Annotated in this window: 15 protein-coding genes; 7 read left to right on the top strand and 8 right to left on the bottom strand. The window is 74.4% G+C overall.

The window, feature by feature from the left end:
- Nucleotides 1-58: 58 nt before the first annotated feature.
- Together AB0O29_RS04795 and AB0O29_RS04790 are read right to left on the bottom strand one after the other, a co-directional pair.
- Nucleotides 59-1,321: an LCP family protein gene (locus AB0O29_RS04795; protein ID WP_365146117.1), complete on the bottom strand. Its 1,263-nt coding sequence runs from the start codon at nucleotides 1,319-1,321 to the stop codon at nucleotides 59-61.
- A gap of 273 nt (nucleotides 1,322-1,594) precedes the next feature.
- Nucleotides 1,595-2,344: a TIGR03089 family protein gene (locus AB0O29_RS04790; protein WP_365146115.1), complete on the bottom strand. Its 750-nt coding sequence runs from the start codon at nucleotides 2,342-2,344 to the stop codon at nucleotides 1,595-1,597.
- Between the two features lie 140 nt (nucleotides 2,345-2,484).
- Between AB0O29_RS04790 and AB0O29_RS04785 the strand changes: the two genes are divergently transcribed.
- Nucleotides 2,485-3,903, top strand: coding sequence for a peptidoglycan recognition protein (locus AB0O29_RS04785; RefSeq protein ID WP_365146112.1), 1,419 nt, complete (start codon nucleotides 2,485-2,487; stop codon nucleotides 3,901-3,903).
- 678 nt (nucleotides 3,904-4,581) lie between these two features.
- Here the strand turns inward: AB0O29_RS04785 and AB0O29_RS04780 are convergent.
- Nucleotides 4,582-4,896, bottom strand: coding sequence for a 4a-hydroxytetrahydrobiopterin dehydratase (locus AB0O29_RS04780; protein WP_365146109.1), 315 nt, complete (start codon nucleotides 4,894-4,896; stop codon nucleotides 4,582-4,584).
- Nucleotide 4,897: 1 nt separating this feature from the next.
- Complete coding sequence (locus tag AB0O29_RS04775; RefSeq protein ID WP_365146106.1) at nucleotides 4,898-5,146, bottom strand: hypothetical protein; 249 nt, start codon at nucleotides 5,144-5,146, stop codon at nucleotides 4,898-4,900.
- A gap of 1,145 nt (nucleotides 5,147-6,291) precedes the next feature.
- Here AB0O29_RS04775 and AB0O29_RS04770 point away from each other — a divergent pair.
- Nucleotides 6,292-7,299 carry a DNA-3-methyladenine glycosylase 2 family protein gene (locus AB0O29_RS04770; protein WP_365146103.1) on the top strand — a complete coding sequence of 336 codons (1,008 nt, stop codon included), beginning with the start codon at nucleotides 6,292-6,294 and terminating at the stop codon, nucleotides 7,297-7,299.
- Nucleotides 7,300-7,355: 56 nt separating this feature from the next.
- Here the strand turns inward: AB0O29_RS04770 and AB0O29_RS04765 are convergent, their stop codons facing one another.
- From AB0O29_RS04765 to AB0O29_RS04755, 3 genes are read right to left on the bottom strand one after another with little or no spacing between them, the layout of a single operon-like run.
- On the bottom strand, nucleotides 7,356-8,669 hold the full coding sequence (locus AB0O29_RS04765) for a coenzyme F420-0:L-glutamate ligase (protein WP_365146100.1): 1,314 nt from the start codon (nucleotides 8,667-8,669) through the stop codon (nucleotides 7,356-7,358).
- The gene (cofD, locus tag AB0O29_RS04760) at nucleotides 8,666-9,625 is read right to left on the bottom strand and encodes a 2-phospho-L-lactate transferase (protein WP_365146097.1); all 960 of its coding nucleotides are present in this window, start codon (nucleotides 9,623-9,625) and stop codon (nucleotides 8,666-8,668) included. The genes AB0O29_RS04765 and cofD overlap by 4 nt, the downstream gene beginning before the upstream one ends.
- Before the next feature lie 13 nt (nucleotides 9,626-9,638).
- Nucleotides 9,639-10,220, bottom strand: coding sequence for a cysteine dioxygenase family protein (locus AB0O29_RS04755; protein ID WP_365146094.1), 582 nt, complete (start codon nucleotides 10,218-10,220; stop codon nucleotides 9,639-9,641).
- Nucleotides 10,221-10,869: 649 nt separating this feature from the next.
- Here AB0O29_RS04755 and AB0O29_RS04750 point away from each other — a divergent pair.
- From AB0O29_RS04750 to AB0O29_RS04740, 3 genes are all read left to right on the top strand, one after another.
- Nucleotides 10,870-11,133, top strand: a complete 264-nt coding sequence (locus tag AB0O29_RS04750) for a WhiB family transcriptional regulator (protein WP_003983763.1) — start codon at nucleotides 10,870-10,872, stop codon at nucleotides 11,131-11,133.
- A 259-nt stretch (nucleotides 11,134-11,392) separates the two neighbouring features.
- Nucleotides 11,393-15,085: a glycosyltransferase gene (locus AB0O29_RS04745; RefSeq protein WP_365146091.1), complete on the top strand. Its 3,693-nt coding sequence runs from the start codon at nucleotides 11,393-11,395 to the stop codon at nucleotides 15,083-15,085.
- A complete protein-coding gene (locus tag AB0O29_RS04740; RefSeq protein ID WP_365146088.1) occupies nucleotides 15,082-16,569 on the top strand; it encodes a DUF5719 family protein in 1,488 nt (495 codons plus the stop codon). Before AB0O29_RS04745 ends, AB0O29_RS04740 begins: the two co-directional genes overlap by 4 nt.
- Before the next feature lie 30 nt (nucleotides 16,570-16,599).
- Here the strand turns inward: AB0O29_RS04740 and AB0O29_RS04735 are convergent, their stop codons facing one another.
- On the bottom strand, nucleotides 16,600-17,076 hold the full coding sequence (locus AB0O29_RS04735; protein ID WP_365146085.1) for a metallopeptidase family protein: 477 nt from the start codon (nucleotides 17,074-17,076) through the stop codon (nucleotides 16,600-16,602).
- Between the two features lie 217 nt (nucleotides 17,077-17,293).
- Between AB0O29_RS04735 and AB0O29_RS04730 the strand changes: the two genes are divergently transcribed.
- Together AB0O29_RS04730 and AB0O29_RS04725 are read left to right on the top strand one after the other, a co-directional pair.
- Entirely contained in the window at nucleotides 17,294-17,668 is a 375-nt protein-coding gene (locus tag AB0O29_RS04730; RefSeq protein WP_365146082.1) for a DUF3499 domain-containing protein, read from the top strand.
- Nucleotides 17,669-17,746: 78 nt separating this feature from the next.
- Nucleotides 17,747-19,117: a phosphomannomutase/phosphoglucomutase gene (locus AB0O29_RS04725; protein WP_365146079.1), complete on the top strand. Its 1,371-nt coding sequence runs from the start codon at nucleotides 17,747-17,749 to the stop codon at nucleotides 19,115-19,117.
- The last annotated feature ends 35 nt before the right edge of the window (nucleotides 19,118-19,152 follow it).

Below are 19,152 nucleotides of genomic sequence, written 5' to 3'. Positions count from 1 at the left end.
CCTATAACGGGCCAAAGCGCTCATCCGGCTCGGTTCACCCGGCAGCTTTTGGATTGCTTTACCGGCAGTCGGCCGTGCCCGCCGTGGTTCCCGTGAAGGTGGGGGCGGGTGTGACCCCCGCCGAGGTTCCGCTTCCCGTCGGCGAAGGGCCGCCCGAACCGTCACCGGCCGCCTCGCCCGAGCCCTCCCCGGAACCGTCCCGGGGAGCCCCCGCGGGCTCCGGATCCGGGCTCGGCGGCGGCTCCGGAGCGGTCACCGTCACCGGCCGGTCCGCCCGCAGCCGCTCGAACAGCCGGGCCGCGTCCGGCTCCACCAGCTCGTCCCGGTTCGGGTCCGCCGCGTACGGGCGACGGGGCACCGTCAGGAACTTGACCTGGTCGGCCGGTATGTCCCGTACACCCCGTACGAGTTCATACAGCCCCCGCAACGAGGCCAGACCCGGGTCGGTGGTCACCGAGGAGGTGGCCGCGTCCAGCAGCGGATACAGCTTCGCCGGGTTCAGCAGCACCCCGTTGCTGCTCACCTTCTCCCACAGCGACCCCAGGAACTGCTGCTGGCGCTCCATCCGCTCCGTGTCACTGCCGTCGCCCAGGCTGTAGCGGGCCCGGACGAAACCCAGCGCCTGCTCCCCGCCCAGCACCTGCCGGCCCGCGGGCAGCCGCAGGTGCGCCTCGGAGTCGTCCACCGGCCGCCGCAGGCACACCTCCACCCCGCCGACGGCGTCGACCATCTTCTTGAACCCGCCGAAGTCCACCACCATGTGGTGATCGATCCGGATCCCCGTCATCTTCTCGACCGTACGGATCGTGCAGGCCGCCCCGCCCCACTGGAAGGCCCAGTTGAACTGCGCGAACCGGTCCCCGGTGCGGGAGCCGTCCGCCCCCAGGCACTCCGGCACCTCCGCCATCAGGTCCCGGGGGATCGACACCGCCGTCGCGCTGCGCCGGTCCGCCGGCAGGTGCAGCAGGATCGTGGTGTCCGAGCGCTGAGTGCCCCCGTCCTGCCCGTAGCCCGCGTTCCCCGTCCCGGAGCGCGAGTCAGAGCCGATCAGCAGGATGTTCTGGGCCCCCGACGCGAAGTGCGCCGGCCGCTCGCGCTCGTAGCGCCGCAGCTCGGCCGCCGCGGAGGTGTCCTCGGTGATGTTCCCGTCGAGCTTCGCGTACAGCCACCAGCCCGCCGCCGCCCCCGCCAGGACCAGCAGGACGGCCCCGAGCCCGATCCAGCGCAGCAGCCGGCGCCGCCGGCGGGCGCGCGGGGGCTTCCCCGCGCCCGCGCCCGCGGCCGCCCCGGCGTCATCCGGTATGCCCGCGCCGTCCCTCACTCGCGCACCGTCCCCTCGCCGCGCCAGCCACGGTTCCACCGCACCGGCTACGGGCCGTACGGGTGACGCACGGCCTGTGGCGATACTCCACCCGGGCGGGGCGCGCGGCCCGGGGGGAGGGGGCTGTCTAGACCCATGCGGGTGACAGATCGCGGGGGCCGGGGCGGGGGGGCTACGCCATGTGGGGCTGAGGGGGCGGGCCTGCCCGGTGTGGCCTGCGCCGTGAGGCCCTGCGCGGTGGGGTCCGCGTCGTGCGGGCCCGCCCCGTGAGGCCTACGCGGTGTGGGTGACGCGCTCGCTCTCCACCCGCTGGGCCAGCGCCTCCGGTGCCAGCCGGTCCAGGTTGCGGCACAGCACCACCGAGCCGCCGACGGCCAGCGGCCCGTACAGACCCGCCGCCAGCCCCTCCCAGCCGTCGAAGCCCAGCCCCGACAGCACCCGGGCGCCCTCGCCCAGCCCCCGCTTGCCCGCGTCCTCGCGGGCCCGCTCCACCAGGGCCGCGTACGACAGCTCCTCGCCGCCGACCACCAGCCCCGGCCCGTCCGCGTCCACCGGGACGAACGGGGCGAACCGGTCACCCTGCCCCGGCACCTCCACCGCGTAGTCCGCGAACCCGGCCGGCGGCTGCGGGAACCGCCCGCCCAGCGGACGCAGCGCCAGCGCGACCCGCTCACCGGAACAGGCCTGGGCCTCCTCCAGTGTGTCGGGCCCGCTCACCACCAGATCGGCGTCGGCGGGATCCCCGCCGATCTCCACGACCACCCCGACGGAGGCGCAGGCGAGCAGCCACACGGCGCTCTGCCAGTGCGCGGGCAGCATCAGCGCGAGCCGGTCACCCGGCTCGGCGCCCAGGTCGCCCTGGAGCAGATTGGCGGTCTTGGCCACCCAATTGGCGAAGGTGGCGACGGACAATTCGACGCGCTCGCCCGTGGCGTCGTCGTAGAAGGTGACGAGCGGGCGGCCCGGATCGGCGGCGAGCGCGGATCGCAGCAGGTCGGCAGGGGTGCGGTCAGTGGCGTTCACCCGCCCCAGCGTACGCGGCGCCCTCCCCCGTACGGGGGGCGGCGGCTCGCCCGTCCAGGGGAGGCGCGCCCGGCGCGCCGTCGGACGGTGCGTCAGTTCTCCGATGGCGCTTCGTGGTGGCTGTGCCCAGCATCGCTTCCATGCGCGGATTCCTTGCTTCCTCGATCGGTGTCGTGACGGCCGCCGCCCTGGCGCTGCCGCTCTCGCTGTCCACTCCGGCCCTGGCCGAGGCGGTCCCCGTCGTACCGGGGTCCACCCAGTCACTGCCCCTCGTCCCCCTCGGCCCCTCCTCCGCCGCCCGGATCCCCGGCGTCCCCGGCATGAGCACCTCACCGGGCCTCGCCGAGACCCGCGGCCTGGCCCCGCGCGACGTCAAGACGTTCTCGCTGGTCGGGGTCGTCTGGGACGACGCCGCCGCAGAACTCGGCGGCCGGGTCCAGGTCCGCACCCGCTCCGTCGGCACCGGCGCCTGGTCCGACTGGCAGGACGTGGACACCCACAACGGCGAACACGCCGCCGACCCCGACGCGGCCGAACGCGGCACCGGCCGCCTCCGCGGCGCCAGCGCCCCGCTGTGGGTCGGCCCCTCCGACGGCGTCGAGGTGCGCGTCCAGGCGGAGAACGCCCAGGCCCCCACCCGCGCCGCTGCCGCCCCCGGCCACCTCCCGTCGGGCCTGCGCATCGAGCTCGTCGACCCCGGCTCGGGCCGCCCGCAGACCTCCCCGGACGGCAAGAACGGCGCGTCCTCCGCGCCCTCGCACATCCCCCCGGACGACGACAAGGGCGACGTCGCCGCCACCCTCCCCGCGATGTCGATGGAGGCGGCGGAATCCTCCGCCGCCAACGTCCCGCACGCCCCGCTCGGCGCACTGGAGATCGGCGCCCTCGACAAGGCCGACTCCACCGCCGACGCGATCGCCGCCGACGGCGAACTCGCCGCCGCCGCCCGCCCGTACATCGGCCCGCGCCCGCGCATCGTCACCCGTCGGGGCTGGGGCGCGGACGAGTCCCTGCGCGAACCGGGCTTCGTCTACACGAGCACCGTCAAGGCGGCCTTCGTCCACCACACCGCCTCCGGCAACAACTACGCCTGCACGGACGCCCCGGCGGTGCTGCGCAGCCTGTACCGCTACCACGTGGTCAGCGAGGGCTGGCGGGACTTCGGCTACAACTTCGCCGTCGACAAGTGCGGCACGGTCTACGAGGGCCGCGCGGGCGGAGTCACCAAGGCGGTGCTCGGCGCCCACACCATGGGGTTCAACGCGGACAGCATGGGCGTCGCGGTCATCGGCACCTTCTCCTCGACGGCCCCGCCGAAGCCGGCGGTGGACGCGGTGGCCCGCCTGACGGCATGGAAGCTCGGCCTGTTCGGGGCGGACCCGCGGGCGAAGACCACGCTGAAGTCGGGCGGCGGCAACCTCTACAAGAAGGGCACCAACGTCAAGCTGAACGTCATCTCGGGCCACCGCGACGGCTTCGCCACGGAATGCCCGGGCCGCCTCCTGTACAACCAGCTCCCCCCGACGAGAACGGCCTCGGCCAAGCTCCAGGGACGGTAGGGGGCGGGGCGGCGGGCCCGCCATCTCCCCGGGAGGGGCCGGGGCGGGCCGGTGGCTGCCCACCCGCCTCCCCGGGTGCGGGGCGGTGGGTGGGCATCGGCACCCCGCTGGGCGGGGCTGGGACAGTCGGCCGGGACCGGGGAGGGGCGGGGCCCAAGCAGAGGGTTCTCAGGGAGGGTTGGGGGTTTCCCGCCAGTCTCATCGTCCTTCCGCGTCGGGCCGGCCTGTCAAGGGCGCTCCTTCGTCGCGTCGCTTCGCGATCGCCTTCGGCGACCCTTGACAGACCGTCCCGCCGCGAAATGCCGAAGACTGCCGGGAACCCCCCAAAGGAACGGGACGGATGTTCCTTGGACATACGGCGGGATCAGCGATGAGCCGGGCGGTCGGGACACGGCAGACCACACATCCGGCCCTGACAGAGGCAAACAGCAGTCCATTCCAGCCCACGCATCAGATCGCTACGCGCTTCGCTCGTCTCAGCGTCCGGCGGCCGTCTGGGGCCGCTACCCGCACCAAAAGCCGATCAGAGTGGCGTCCGGGGCCGGTGGGCGCAGCAGATCGCTACGCGCTCCTGTCATCTCGGCGTCCGCCGCCCGCCCTGGGCTGATACCTGCACCGCATGACGAGCGGAGTGGCGTCCGCCTCCGCGACGGTGTGGCCTTGTGATCGCGATCTGGGTCAGTTCAACGGGAGGGATTGGTGGACGGCGACGATGGCGTCGATGCGGTGGGCGAGGTCGAAGTCGGCGGCGGTGAGGCGGTGGCCCGCGTCGTGGGTGGTGATGGTCGCCCGCAGGTGGTCGATGCGCAGGTCGAGGTCCGCGTGGTGCTGGACACGGCGGGACCGGTCGGCGATGGTGACGATGGCCGCCACGGCGGCGTGGTACCGGATCTCGTAGGTGCGGGTGATCTCGTCGCCCTTGCGTTCCCAGCCGGGCAGGTCGGCCAGGTTCTCGGCGATCTCCTCGTCGGACAACACCGTCGGTACGCCCATGTCAGCTCCCCTTGCCAACCGGCGCCAGGATCTCCGTGAGATCTCGGCCTACGGGGGCATCGTGCCATGGGAGCATCGCCCGTTCCAGGATGCGCAGTTCACGCACCATGCGTGCTGATCTCGTTTCGATGGCGATGTCGACGGCCTCGCGGGCGATCGCGACCGCGTGATCGGGTTCCCGGGCATTGGCTGCCGAGGTGGCGTGCCGGGCGAGGTAGACGGCACGGTCTCGGCGAGCGGTCGTGGGCACGACGGCGAGGACCTGTCCCCAGAGCGAGCGGCTACGGTTACCCTTCCTCGGCCAGCGCATCACCTCTGTTCGTCCGGGGCGCCCGAGGAGGCTGAAGGATCGTGACGTCAGTCCACGGCCAGCGCATCCCGCAGATGCCTGAACGCACACCTCAGGCCCTGTGTCTGGCCATCCAGGAGCACGCCCCTCACCTCCTACCGGACTTCGAAACCTGCTGGCGACGTTCGATCGGAGATACCCCCAGCCTCGCTTCCGTGCCCGCGTTCATGCGGCTGTGGTGGACCCAGTACGCCATTTCCCGCGACCCCGCCCTGGAGGCCCATCTGCACGGCCTTGAGGCTCGCGCCTCGTGCTCTGAAGATCCCGAGGAGTCCGCCAGACTCCTGGCCGAGTACAGCCGCCTGCGGCGGGCGGCAGCCGCTGTGGAGCCCGGTCAGTGATGGACAAGCTGCCGGTCCCACCCTGGCAGATGGTCTGGACGGTCGAGGCCGCCTTCTGGGCCAAGGAATGAGAACTGCCCAAGGCGGTCGTCGGACGCTGAGACGGGAGAAGCACGTAGCGATCTGACGCGCCCCCCGGCCCCGGATGCCGGCCGGTTCGGCATTTCGTGCGGGTAGCGGCCCCAGACGGCCGCCGGACGCTGAGAATTGAGAAGCGCGTAGCGATCTGATGCGTGGGCTGGCGCCGATTGCACCTAATGGCGGCCCGGATGCCCGGCTTGCCGTGTCCCGACGGCTCGGCTCATCGCTGATGCCGCCGTGTGTGCAAGGAACGTCCGTCCCGTTCCTTTGGGGGGTTCCCGGCAGTCTTCGGCATTTCGTGGCGGGTCGGTCTGTCAAGGGTCGCCGTAGGCGATCGCGAAGCGACGCGACGAAGGAGCGCCCTTGACAGGCCGGCCCGACGCGGAAGGACGATGAGACTGGCGGGAAGCCCCCAGCCCTCCCTGAGACCGCTGAGTGTGACCCCGCCCCTCCCCGGTCCCGGCCGACTGTCCCAGTCCCGCCCAGCGGGGTGCCGATGCCCACCCACCCACCCGCACCCGGGGAGGCGGGTGGGCAGCCACCGCCCGGCCCCGACCCCTCGCGGGGGAGATGGCGGGCCCCGACGACCGGCCCGCTGTCCTACCCCGCCGCTACCCTCGAAGCATGGCCGGCCGTTTCGACCCCCGCCCCCTTACCCGTACCGACCTCCGGGCCGGGCGGACGCCCGTGCCCGCGGGGCGCGGGGTGGTCGTCGGCGGGGGGACGCGCCGGCTCTGGAAGCCGGGCGGGGCCGTCGATCTGGGCCTCGTGCTCGGGCCCCTGCGCCGGGGGCCCGGCGACCCGACCTTCCGGGCCACCCCCGACGGCTCCGTCTGGCGGGCCACCCGGACGCCCGCCGGGCCGGCCACCCTACGGGTCGCCGTCACCCCCGACGGGGTGGACGCCGAGGCGTGGGGGCCCGGGGCCGACTGGGTGCTCGACGGGCTGCCCGTGCTGCTCGGGGCCGAGGACGATCCCGCCGCCTTCGTGCCCCGCCACCGCCTCGTGCACGCCAGCCACCGCCGTCGTCCCGGCCTGCGGCTGACCCGGACCGGGCTGGTGCTGGAGTCGCTGATCCCGACCGTCCTGGAGCAGAAGGTCACCTCCGACGAGGCCTACCGCGCCTGGCGCCGTCTGGTGCGCCAGCACGGGGAGCCGGCTCCGGGGCCGGACACCGGTCGGCCGGACCTGTACGTGATGCCGTCCGCCCGCGCCTGGGCGCTGATCCCCTCCTGGGACTGGCACCGGGCCGGGGTGGACGAGAAGCGTTCCGGGACGATCGTGCGGGCCGCCCGGGTGGCGGGCCGGCTGGAGGAGGCCGCCGCGATGGAGCTGCCGCAGGCGGCCGCCCGGCTGGAGGCCGTGCCCGGGGTCGGTCCGTGGACCTCCGCCGAGACGCTCCAGCGCAGCAACGGCGCGGCGGACGCCGTCACCACCGGAGACCTCCACCTCCCCGGCATCATCGGCTACGCCCTGACGGGCAACCGGGAGGCCGACGACGCGGAGATGCTGGAGCTCCTCGCCCCGTACGCGGGCCAGCGCCACCGCGCGGCCCGCCTCATCCTCCTGGCGGGCCACACCCCGCCGCGCCGCGCCCCCCGGATGTACCGGAACGACATCGGCCGCATCTGAGCACCGGGCCGACCACCGCGGCGGGACGACGGGCCGACCCCCGCACCGCAACGCCCCTACCGCACCTCGATGAAGTCCTCCGCCGCCCTCCCCGCCCGCTCCGCCGGAGCGGCGGCCGGGTGGCCCACCGCGACGGCGCCCATCGGGTCCCAGCCCTCGGGCAGCCCCAGCACCTTCCGCACCACGTCCCGGCAGAACATCGTCGAGGACACCCACGCCGAGCCCAGCCGCTCCCCGGCCAGCGCGACCAGGAAGTTCTGTACGCCCGCGCCCATCGCGACGACGAACATCTCCCGCTCGGCCGCGTCCCGCCGCGCGTGCCCGTAGTCGTGCGCCCCGTCCGTGACCATGCACGGCACGACCAGGTAGGGCGCGCCCCGCAGGACGTCGCCGCGCCGCACCCGCTTCGCGATCGACTCCTCGGACTTGCCGTCGGCCCGCAGGTCCGCGATCCACGCGTCCCGCATCGCGTCCAGCAGTTCCCGCCGGGAGGCCTCCGACTCCAGCAGGACGAACCGCCAGGGCGTCGTGTGGTGGGGTGCCGGGGCGGTCACGGCCGCCGCGACCGCGCGGCGTACCGCGCCCGGGTCGACGGGCTCGTCGGTGAAGGAGCGCACGGTGCGGCGCTGGGTGACGGCCTCCCGTACCGCCTCCGAGGTGCCGAGCCGGAACATGTCGTCGGCCGCCGGCCGGACCAGGTCGCGGGCGGTGGCGGTGGCGCCCACCAGGTGTCCGAGCCCGCGGACGACCGCCACCGGGAGTCCGGCGGCCTTGCCCTTGACCAGGTCCCCGGCGGCGGCGAGTTCGTCGGCCGTGGCCACTATCGTCGCGCTCAGCGGGTTGCCGTGGGCGTCGGTGCCGCCGCGCAGGTCGTCGAGGACGTGGACGCCGGCCGCGCCGATGGCGACGTCGGTGAGTCCGGCGCGCCAGGGCCGGCCGAAGGTGTCGGTGACCACGACGCCCACGTCGACGGAGAGCCGGGCCCGCAGCCCGGCGCGGATGGCGGCCGCGGAGGCGTCGGGGTCCTCGGGGAGCAGCAGGACGGTCCCGGGTTCGGTGTTGGAGGCGTCGACGCCGGCCGCCGCCATGACCAGCCCCTGCCGGTTCTCGACGATCCGCAGCGGGCCCCGGCGCGCGACGACCCGTACGGTCTCCGCGTCGATGGCCTCCTCGCGGGAGGAGGCCCGGACGATCCGGCCCTCCGCCTTCGAGACGATCTTCGAGGTGACGAGCAGGACGTCCCCGTCGAGCAGGTCGTCCCCGTCACTCAGGCCGGCCGCGGCGTCGGCGATCAGCCCGGCCAGGTCGTCGCCGGGCCGTACCTCGGGGATCCCGGGGAGGGCGCGAACCTCGTACGAGGGCGTGCTCACCGGGCGTGCCCGGCGAGGTCCAGTGCGGCGCGGGCCATGGCGGCGGTGGTCTCGGTGTCGGTCATCATCAGCGGTACGGCCCGGCAGGGGATGCCGGCGGCGGTGACGGTGTCGACGGCGTCTGCGTCGGAGGTGTCGACGAGCCAGCCGTCGAGCAGTTCGGACCCGTAGTGCAGGGCGACGGCGGAGGCGGTGGACTCGACGCCCACGGCCGCGAGGACCTTGTCGGCCATGCCGCGTACGGGCGCTCCGCCGACGATGGGGGAGAGGCCGACGACGGGGGCGGAGGCCCGGGCCACGGCTTCGCGGATGCCGGGGACGGCGAGGATGGTGCCGATGGAGACGACGGGGTTGGACGGCGGGAGGAGGATGACGTCGGCGGCCGCGACGGCCTCCAGGACGCCGGGTGCGGGCTTGGCCTGTTCGGCGCCGACGGGGACGACGGCCTCGGCGTCGAGGGAGGCGCGGAGCTTGACCCAGTACTCCTGGAAGTGGATGACGCGGCGTTCGCCGGTGTCGGGGTCGTTGACGGCGACGTGCGTCTCGACGCGGTCGTCGGTCATGGGCAGCAGGCGGACGCCGGGCCGCCACCGGTCGCAGAGGGCCTCGGTGACGGCGCTGAGCGGGTAGCCGGCGTCGATCATCTGGGTGCGGACGATGTGGGTGGCGAAGTCGCGGTCGCCGAGACCGAACCACGAGGGTCCGACCCCGTACGCCGCGAGTTCCTCCTTGACGGTGAAGGACTCGTCGGTGCGGCCCCAGCCCTGGTCCTCGTTGATGCCACCGCCGAGGGTGTACATCACGGTGTCCAGGTCGGGGCAGACCTTCAGCCCGAACAGGTGAATGTCGTCACCGGTGTTGCCGATGACGGTGATCTCCGCGTCGGGGACCGCCGACTGGAGTCCGCGGAGGAAACGGGCGCCGCCGATACCGCCGGCCAGAACAACAATGCGCATGCAGCGCAGTCTGTCAGGCGGACACCTGTTCCCGGTGGGCCGGGGAGCAGCCGTGCATCGGCATCTCGGTCAGGCCGGGGAAGTAGACGTGCAGGCTGACCGCTCCTTCGAGGGTGTCGTTGACGACCTCGTGGGCGTAGCCGGGGGCGAAGACGCGCTGGGTGCCGGGGCGGTGGGTGAGCCGGCCGCGGGGGGTGTGCTCGGTGAGCTCGCCGTCGAGGACGGTGAGGACGCCGGAGGAGGCGCCGTGGTCGTGGAGGCCGCTGCCCTGGCCGGGGACCCAGCTGAGCAGCCAGACCTCGTAGCCGGGGCCGGTGCGCAGGCGGTGGTACCAGCGGGTGGTGGCGTCGTACCGGACCAGGTGTTCCCAGCTCGCGCGGTCCTCGGCGATGGAGCGGGCGAGGCCGGCGAACTCGGCGACGGTGGCCGGGTGTTCGCGGGCGGGCTGGAGGAGGTGCTGGACGGCCAGGATGTCGCCGGCGATCTGGAGGTCGCTCTCGACGGGGGTGGGGGCGGGGGCCTCGGCGCGGGCGGCGGTGACGGCGGGGGCGGCGACGGTGGAAGCGGCGGCGGGGTGAGCGGGGGCGCTGTTCATCGTGGGGGTGTCCTCGACGTATGTCAGTCGTGCGGGGCGGTTGCTGTGGGGGGATGGCCGGTGCTCTGGGGAGCCGGGGGCTCCGGGGGCATCAACAGCCGCAACAGCAACAGCGAACCTGGGCAGCGCACAGGAACCCACGAATGGGGGTCCGGGTGGTGGCTGCGGGCGCTGACATGCAGACAAGGAGACCGGGCGGAGGGCCGGACTGTCAACCCAATGTCCGGTTTATGAGGAAAGTTTCACCTCATCCGGTTACTGTCCGCGGAGAAAGGTTTGTGCAGTCCGCCCCCGGGCATGTGCCGCACCACGCACACCAGCGGGAGCCGCGCTCAAACCTCCCGACGCCAAGTCGTGACCGGAATGTGATCCGCGCCGCATCTTCGGCCGGATTGCAACCCCTCCACGGAGTGACGCGTCGCCCAGGGATGAGGGCTCCACTCGGCGAAGGCCAGTGCCTTCTGTCACGATTTTTGGCGATATGAACACTTTCTGTATAGGCTTGGTTCCGCAGAGTGAATAAGGCGCCCAATAGCAGATCTCGGCTTGACTGGGCAGAAGACACACACTTGTAATTTCACTCGTGTCGTTACCCGGCGATCGGTAACGGCAACACCACGGGGACGCACAGACAGAGCGAGGGGCGCACATGACCGAGCTGTTTCAGGAACTGCTGGTCGAGGAGGCGGACGAGGAGCTCGGATGGCAGGAGCGCGCTCTGTGCGCCCAGACCGACCCCGAATCCTTCTTTCCCGAGAAGGGCGGCTCCACCCGCGAAGCCAAGAAGGTCTGCCTCGCCTGCGAGGTCCGTTCCGAATGCCTTGAGTACGCCCTCGCCAACGACGAGCGATTCGGCATCTGGGGCGGCCTGTCCGAAAGGGAGCGCCGCCGCCTGAAGAAGGCCGCGGTCTGAAACCGGCCGCACCGCACGGGCCACGACACACCGGCCACGACCCCCGGTCAACCGCGCTCCGCAGAGCGCCGAACAGCACACGGCACAGAGCAAACGGTCCGCCTCCCGCACCTTCCCCGCAGGAGGCGGACCGTCGCGTTCAGGGCCTTCTCCGCAGGAGGCGGACCCGCCCCTTCCCAGCCGTTAGTGTGGGGCGCTGTCCAGCAGCCTCCGAGGGCACAGCACCCCCGGATCCCCAGGCCGGAGGGCCCGTACCGCGATGTCCCCGCACAGCAGCTCGCCGGTCTCCCACCAGGCCGCCGGCACCCCCGAATTCCCCCGGCACGTCGTCACCGCGGTCCTCGTCGCCCACGACGGAGCCCGCTGGCTGCCCCAGACCCTCGCCGGACTCCTCGCCCAGGAACGTCCCGCCCAGGCCCACGTCGCCGCCGACACCGGCAGCTCCGACGCCTCCGCCCGCCTCCTCGCCGAGGCCCTCGGCGACGAGCACGTCCTGCACCTCGCCCGCCGCACCGGATTCGGCGCCGCCGTCGACGAGGCCGCCCGCAGCGCCGGCACCCTCACCCCCGAGGACCTCCCCTACCTCCAGCGCCCCAGCGGCTGGGACCCCGTCAGCCGCACCTGGCGCGACGACGCGTACGACCTCCCCGACCTCCCCCACGGCGAACCCGTCCAGTGGCTCTGGCTCCTCCACGACGACAGCGCCCCCGAACCCGACGCCCTCACCGAACTCCTGCGCGTCGCCGACCAGAACCCCGAAGCCGCCGTCATCGGCCCCAAGCTCCGCGGCTGGTACGACACCAAGCAGCTCCTCGAAGCCGGCGTCACCATCGCCCGCGGCGGCCGCCGCTGGACCGGCCTCGACCGCCGCGAACAGGACCAGGGCCAGCACGACCAGGTCCGCCCCGTCCTCGCCGTCTCCACCGCCGGCATGCTCGTACGCCGCGACGTGTACGACGCCCTCGGCGGCTTCGACCGCCGCCTGCCCCTCATGCGCGACGACGTCGACCTCTGCTGGCGCGCCCACAGCGCCGGCCACACCGTCCTCGTCGCCCCCGACGCAGTCCTGCGCCACGCCGAGGCCGCCGCCCGCGAACGCCGCACCGTCGACTGCGCCGGCCGCTCCGCCGTCGACCCCCACCGCGTCGACAAGGCCGGCGCCGTCCACACCCTGCTGGCCAACACCCCCGGCCGCGCCCTGCCCTACGTCCTGCTGCGCCTGGTCCTCGGCACCCTCCTGCGCACCCTCGGCTACCTCATCGGCAAGGCCCCCGGCCAGGCCGCCGCCGAGTTCACCGGCCTGCTCGCCACCCTGCTGCGCCCCGGCCGGATCCTCGCCGCCCGCAAGGCCCGCCGCCGCACCGCCGTCCCCGCCGCCGAACTGCGCCCCCTCTTCCCCCCGCCCGGCGCCACCCTGCGCGCGAGCGCCGAACAGCTCGCCGCCTACCTCGGCTCCGGCGGCGACGCCGACACCGCCCCCGGCGGACGGCACGGCGGCGCCGTCGAATCCGGGCCCGGCGGCGACGACGCCGACTACCTGGAGATCGAACAGTTCTCCCGGCTCAAGCGGATCGCCCGCAAGCCCGCCCCCGTCCTGTTCGCCCTGCTCCTGCTGGTCTCCCTCGCCGCCTGCCGCGCCCTGATCGGCGGCGGCACCCTCATGGGCGGCGCCCTGCTGCCCGCCCCCGCGGACGCCCTCGGCCTCTGGCACCGCTACACCGTCGACTGGCAGCCCGCGGGCACCGGCACCACCGCCGGCGCACCCCCCTACCTCGCCGTCCTGGCCGGCCTCTCCGCCCTGCTCCTCGGCTCCACCAAGGCCGCCCTGGCGCTGCTGCTCGTCTGCTCCGTCCCGCTCGCCGGCCTCACCGCCTACTTCGCCTCCCGGCCGCTCGTCGAATCCAGGCTGCTGCGCGCCTGGGCCGCCGTCGCCTACGCCTTCCTCCCCGCCGTCACCGGAGCCCTCGCCGGCGGCCGCCTCGGCACCTCCGTCCTCGCGGTCCTGCTGCCCCTCCTCGCCCGCTCCGCCGTCACCGCCTTCGGCTTCGCCGACCGCGACACCCCCGGCACCTGGCGCGCCGTGTGGACGTACACCCTGCTGCTGACCCTGGCCACCGCCTTCACCCCGGTCGCCTGGCCGCTCGCCGCCGCCCTCGGCGCCGCCGCCGTCCTGGTGCGCCGCGCGCGCTGGAAGACGTACGCCCCCCGGCTGCTGGCCGCCCTCGCCGTACCCGTCCTCGTCCTCGCCCCCTGGTCCCTGGGCCTGTTCACCCACCCCGCGCGCCTGCTGCGCGAGGCCGGACTGCCCTACGGCAGCGGCTCCGCGACCCCCCTCGGCCTGCTCACCGCCAACCCCGGCGGCCCCGGCACCGGCGGCGGACTGCTCCTCGCCGGCACCCTGATCGCCGCCCTGGCCGCCCTGCTCCGCGCCGACCGCCGCCTCGCCATCGCCACCGCCTGGACCACCGCGCTGGCCGGGCTGCTCCTCGCCGTCCTGCTGAACCGCACCGGCTGGGCCGGCCCCGCCGCCCTCCTCTACGGGCTCGCCCTGATCGCCGCCGCCGTGCTCGGCGCGGACGGCGCCAAGGAGCGCGTCGCCGCCCGCAGCTTCGGCTGGCGCCAGCCGCTGGCCGCCCTCGTCGCCCTCGCCGCGGCCGCCGGACCGCTGCTCGCCGCGGCCGTCTGGACGGTCGCCGGAGCCGACGGGCCCCTGGGACGGCGCGACCCCGTCCAGGTCCCCGCCTTCGTCGCCGCCCAGTCCGACGACAGCAACCGCACCCGCACCCTCGTCCTCGGCGGCACCTCGCCCGCCACCGTCTCCTACACCCTGGTGCGCGGCGGCGGCGTCGGCCTCGGCGACGCCGAGGTCCTCGCCGAGGCGGGCCCCGAGCCCCGCCTCACCAAGGCCGTCTCCAGCCTGGTCTCCGGCTCCGGGGCCGACCAGTCCGAGCAGCTCGCCGCGTTCGCCGTCCGCTACGTGATGATCCCGCCCGGCGGGCCCGTCGCACTGCGGCGGATCCTCGACGGCACCCCCGGCCTCAAGCAGCACCACCAGGACGACGGCACCGCCGTCTGGGAGGTCCAGCGGCTCCCCGCCCGCGTCACGATCGTCCCCGCGAAGCAGGGCCAGGCCCCCATCGCCGTCGACGCCGGACCCGTCGCCGCCCGCGCGAAGGTCCCGGCCGGCGAGGAGGGCCGCACCCTGCGCCTCGCCGACCGCGCCGACCCCGGCTGGAAGGCCACCCTCGACGGCAGGCCCCTGACCCCCGTCACCCTCGACGGCTGGGCGCAGGGCTTCCGGCTGCCCCCGGGCGGCGGCCGCCTCGACCTCGTCCACCAGGACTCCGCCGCCCGCGACGCCTGGCACTGGGCGCAGGGCCTGCTCGCCCTCGTGCTGCTGGTGATGGCCCTGCCGGGCCGCCGCGCCCGCCTCGACGACGACCTCCCCGAGGAGCCGGCCACCGCCGACGGCGGCGAGGCCGGGCAGGGCCGCCGCGCCCGCCGCCGGAGCGCGCCGCCCGCCGCCGAACCGGAGGCGGGCCCGGCCGAGGCCCTCGCCGATCCGTACGCGCAGATCCCCGCGCAGCAGGTGTACGGCGAGGAGTCGTACGCCTACCAGGAGCCCTACGCCTACGAACCCCCGTACGATCCCGGCCACCAGACCCCGTACGCGGCCCCGTACGAGCCGGGCCGCACGCCCCCGTACGAGCCCGGCCACGAGGCCCCGTACACCCCGGGCTCCCCGGGCTACGAGGCCCCGTACGACCCCGGCCACGGGCAGCAGCAGGCCGGCGGGCCGCCGTACCCGCAGCAGCCCGGGTACGGCGGGACCTACGCCCAGCAGCAGCCCTTCCCGCACCAGCAGCAGCCCCAGCCGTACGAGTACGAGCCCCAGCAGTACGACACCTACGGACAGCACCACCCGCGTCCGGACGGGAGCCCCCAGCCGTGAAGCAGCGCGCCCCCCTGACGCTCGCGGCCGTGACCGCGGCCCTCGCCGCCGCCTGCGGCCTGGCCTTCGTCACCGCCCCCGCCGCCGCCCCGGCCGCCGACGCCCGGCGCGCGGCCGCCGCCCGGATGCCGGTGGAACGGTCCGTGCTGGTCTGCCCGGCCCCCAGCTCCTCGGACATCGCCGACACCACCTACACCTCCCTCACCCCGGCCTCCCCCGGCCGGGCGGCGGGCAAGGGGACGGCCCGGCTGGCCACCCGTGAGGGCAAGGCCGTCCTGGAGCCCAAGGAGCCCGGCAGGCCGGTCACGGCCACCGCCTCCGGCGCCGAGGCGCCCGCGCTGACGGGCTCGGCCCAGGGCGCCCTGGCCCCCGGCTGGACCGCGCAGCAGACCACCAAGGTCGCGGTCGGGCAGGCGCGCGGCCTGCTCGGGCTCGCCTGCACCGCGCCCGGTACCGACTTCTGGTTCCCCGGCGTCAGCACCGCCAAGGGCCGCCAGGACTACGTGCACCTCACCAACCCCGACGACACCGTCGCCGAGGTGGACATCAAGCTCTACGGCCCCGACGGCCTGCTCAAGCCCAAGCCGGGCACCGCCGACTCGGTCATCACGGTCGAACCCCACTCCACCACCAAGGTGTGGCTGGCCCCCCTGGCCGCCGACGCCCAGCTCCCCGACGTCACCGCGCACGTGACCACCGGCTCCGGCCGGGTCGGCGCCTCCACGCAGATCGCCGAGGACGGCGTCGGCTCCGACTGGCTCCCGGCCTCCGCCGGACCGGCCGGCTCCCTGGTCCTGCCCGGCATCCCGGCCGACGCCGCCTCGGTCCGCCTCGTCGCCTTCGCCCCCGGCGAGGACGACGCCGACCTGACCGTGAAACTGTCCGGCGCGAACGGTTCCATCAGCCCCGCCGGCAAGGAACAGCTGCACGTCAAGGCCGGTATGACCGCCTCCGTCGACCTGGGCGACATCACCCGCGGCGAGGCCGGCTCCCTGCTCCTGGCCCCCGCCGACCCGAAGAAGCCCGTCCCCGTGGTGGCGGCGCTGCGGGTGGTCCGCGGCACCGGCGCCAAGCAGGAGGTGGCCTTCATCCCGGCGAGCCCCCCGGTCGGGGAGCGGGCCACCGTCGCCGACGCCCGCCCCGACGACAAGGCCACCACCCTGACCCTCACCGCCGCCGGCGCCGACGCCAAGGTCCGCGTCACCGCCTCCCCGGGCACCGAGGGCGGCACGGCCGCCGTCCAGGAACTCACCCTCAAGGCGGGCACCACCCGCGCGCTGACCCCGGCACCGGCCCCCTCAGGCGGCAAGGGGCCCTACGCGCTGACCGTCGAGACCCTCTCCGGCGGCCCGGTCCACGCGGCCCGCACCCTGACCCTGCCGCAGGACGGGATCCCGATGTTCACCGTCCAGACCTTCGCGGACGACCACTCCCGGGTCTCCGTCCCCGAGGCCGTCGAGGACCCCTCGGTCCTGCTCCGCTGAACCCCCGGCCCGGCCCCCGGCGCGGCGGACTCAGTCCTGCCCGTACCGGGGGTCGACCGTCTCCGGGGACAGCCCCAGCAGCTCCGCCACCTGCTCCACGACGATCTCGTGCACCAGCAGCGCCCGCTCGTCGCGGGACTTGGCCCGGATCTCCACCGGCCGCCGGAACACCACGATCCGCGCCGGCCGCCCGTCGCGGGCCTCCACCAGCCCGCCCAGCGGCACCGCCTCGTCGTTCCAGCCCGCGTCCGGACCGCCCGGCGGCCCGGGCACGTCCGCGATCACGAACTCCACCTCGTCCAGCTGCGGCCAGCGCCGCTCCAGCCGCTCCACGGAATCCCGTACGAGGTCGCCGAAGATCTCGGACCGGCTCGCCGACAGCGGGACCTGGGGCGGGGCCAGCGGCCCGCGCATCCCGCGGCCGTGCCGGTCGCGCCGCCGGGGCCGGGGCTCCCGGGGGGCCTGGGCGTCGGATCCGGGGAGGGGAGGAAGCGAACTGTCCGTCACCCCGGCAGCGTAGCCCCCGCACGGGGCCGCGCCACGGCCTCGATCCGGTCACGACCTGGTGTCGCACCGGTGTCACACCCCGAACGATCCGGCCAAGATCGCGCACCATTACGGACTCGCTGCCCCTGTTCGTCACCACCCGGCGGAGGCGACACGGGGGAGTGGCCGGGGGGCGAGTCGTCGCGGCCCGGTCAAGAGTGCGGTACCGTCCAACGTCGTGAGCCTTGTACGTCGCTGTTCGCGCACCGCGTGCGGCCGCCCTGCCGTCGCCACACTGACGTACGTCTACGCCGACTCGACCGCAGTTCTCGGCCCGCTCGCCACCTACGCCGAACCCCACTGCTATGACCTGTGCGCCGAGCACTCCGAGCGCCTGACCGCCCCGCGCGGCTGGGAGGTCGTCCGCCTGTCGGACGGTTCCGGCCCGTCCGCCCGCAGCGGCGACGACCTCGAAGCGCTGGCCAACGCCGTCCGCGAGGCGGCCCGTCCGCCCGAGCGCGCGGCCGAGGCCGGCGGCTCCGGCGGGGGCGCCCCGGCGTCCGGCGAGACGCGTCGCGGACACCTGCGCGTCCTCCGCTCGCCCGACTCCTGACACGCAGATCGTCTGAAAAGCCACTCTCCGTACAAGGTAGGTTTGCTCCACCGCACGGAATCCTCAGGAGGGCAGGCAGTGGCCGCAGATCTTTCGAACATCGTCAAGGCCTACGACGTACGCGGCGTCGTACCGGACGAGTGGGACGAGCCGCTGGCCGAACTGTTCGGCGCTGCGTTCGTCGAGGTCACCGGCGCGAGCGCCATCGTCATCGGCCACGACATGCGGCCCTCCTCGCCGGGCCTGTCGGCCGCCTTCGCCCGCGGCGCGGCCGCCCGCGGCGTCGACGTCACCCTCATCGGGCTGTGCTCCACCGACCAGCTGTACTACGCCTCCGGCAAGCTGGACCTGCCCGGCGCCATGTTCACGGCCTCCCACAACCCGGCCCAGTACAACGGCATCAAGATGTGCCGCGCCGGCGCCGCGCCCGTCGGCCAGGACACCGGCCTCGCCACCATCCGCGAGCTCGCCGAGAAGTGGACCGACGAGGGCGCCCCCGAGGTCCCCGCCGGCACCGTCCCGGGCACCGTCACCGAGCTGGACAGCCTCCCCGGCTACGCCGAGCACCTCAAGTCCCTGGTGGACCTCACCGCCATCCGCCCCCTGAAGGTCGTCGTCGACGCGGGCAACGGCATGGGCGGCCACACCGTCCCCACCGTCTTCGCGGGCCTGCCCCTCGACCTCGTCCCGATGTACTTCGAGCTGGACGGCACCTTCCCGAACCACGAGGCCAACCCCCTCGACCCGAAGAACATCGTCGACCTCCAGGAGCGCGTGAAGGCCGAGGGCGCCGACCTCGGCCTCGCCTTCGACGGCGACGCCGACCGCTGCTTCGTCGTCGACGAGCGCGGCGAGGGCGTCTCCCCGTCCGCCATCACCGCCCTGGTCGCGGCCCGCGAGCTGGCCCGCAACGGCGGCACCGGCACGATCATCCACAACCTGATCACCTCCTGGTCGGTCCCGGAGGTCGTCCGCGAGAACGGCGGCACCCCCGTCCGCACCCGCGTGGGCCACTCCTTCATCAAGGCCGAGATGGCCACCTCCGGCGCGATCTTCGGCGGCGAGCACTCCGCGCACTACTACTTCAAGGACTTCTGGAACGCGGACACCGGCATGCTCGCCGCGCTCCACGTCCTCGCCGCCCTCGGCGGCCAGGAGGGACCGCTCTCCGAGCTGGTCTCCTCCTACGACCGCTACGTCGGCTCCGGCGAGATCAACTCCACCGTCGCCGACCAGGCCGCCCGCACCGCCGCGGTCAAGGACGCCTACGCCGGCCAGGAGGGCGTCACCTTCGACGAGCTCGACGGCCTGACCGTCTCCGCCGCCGACTGGTGGTTCAACCTCCGCCCCTCGAACACCGAGCCGCTCCTGCGCCTCAACGTCGAGGCCCGCGACGAGTCCACCCTCGCCAAGATCCGCGACGAGGTCCTGTCCCTGGTCCGCGCGTAGGACTCCGCCGGCGGGGCCATTCCGGCCCCGCCGGC

Origin of the sequence: Streptomyces sp. NPDC089915, from assembly GCF_040684675.1 — a bacterium.
Classification (GTDB): Bacteria; Actinomycetota; Actinomycetes; order Streptomycetales; family Streptomycetaceae; genus Streptomyces.
This window is presented reverse-complemented; position numbering and strand designations above follow the sequence as displayed.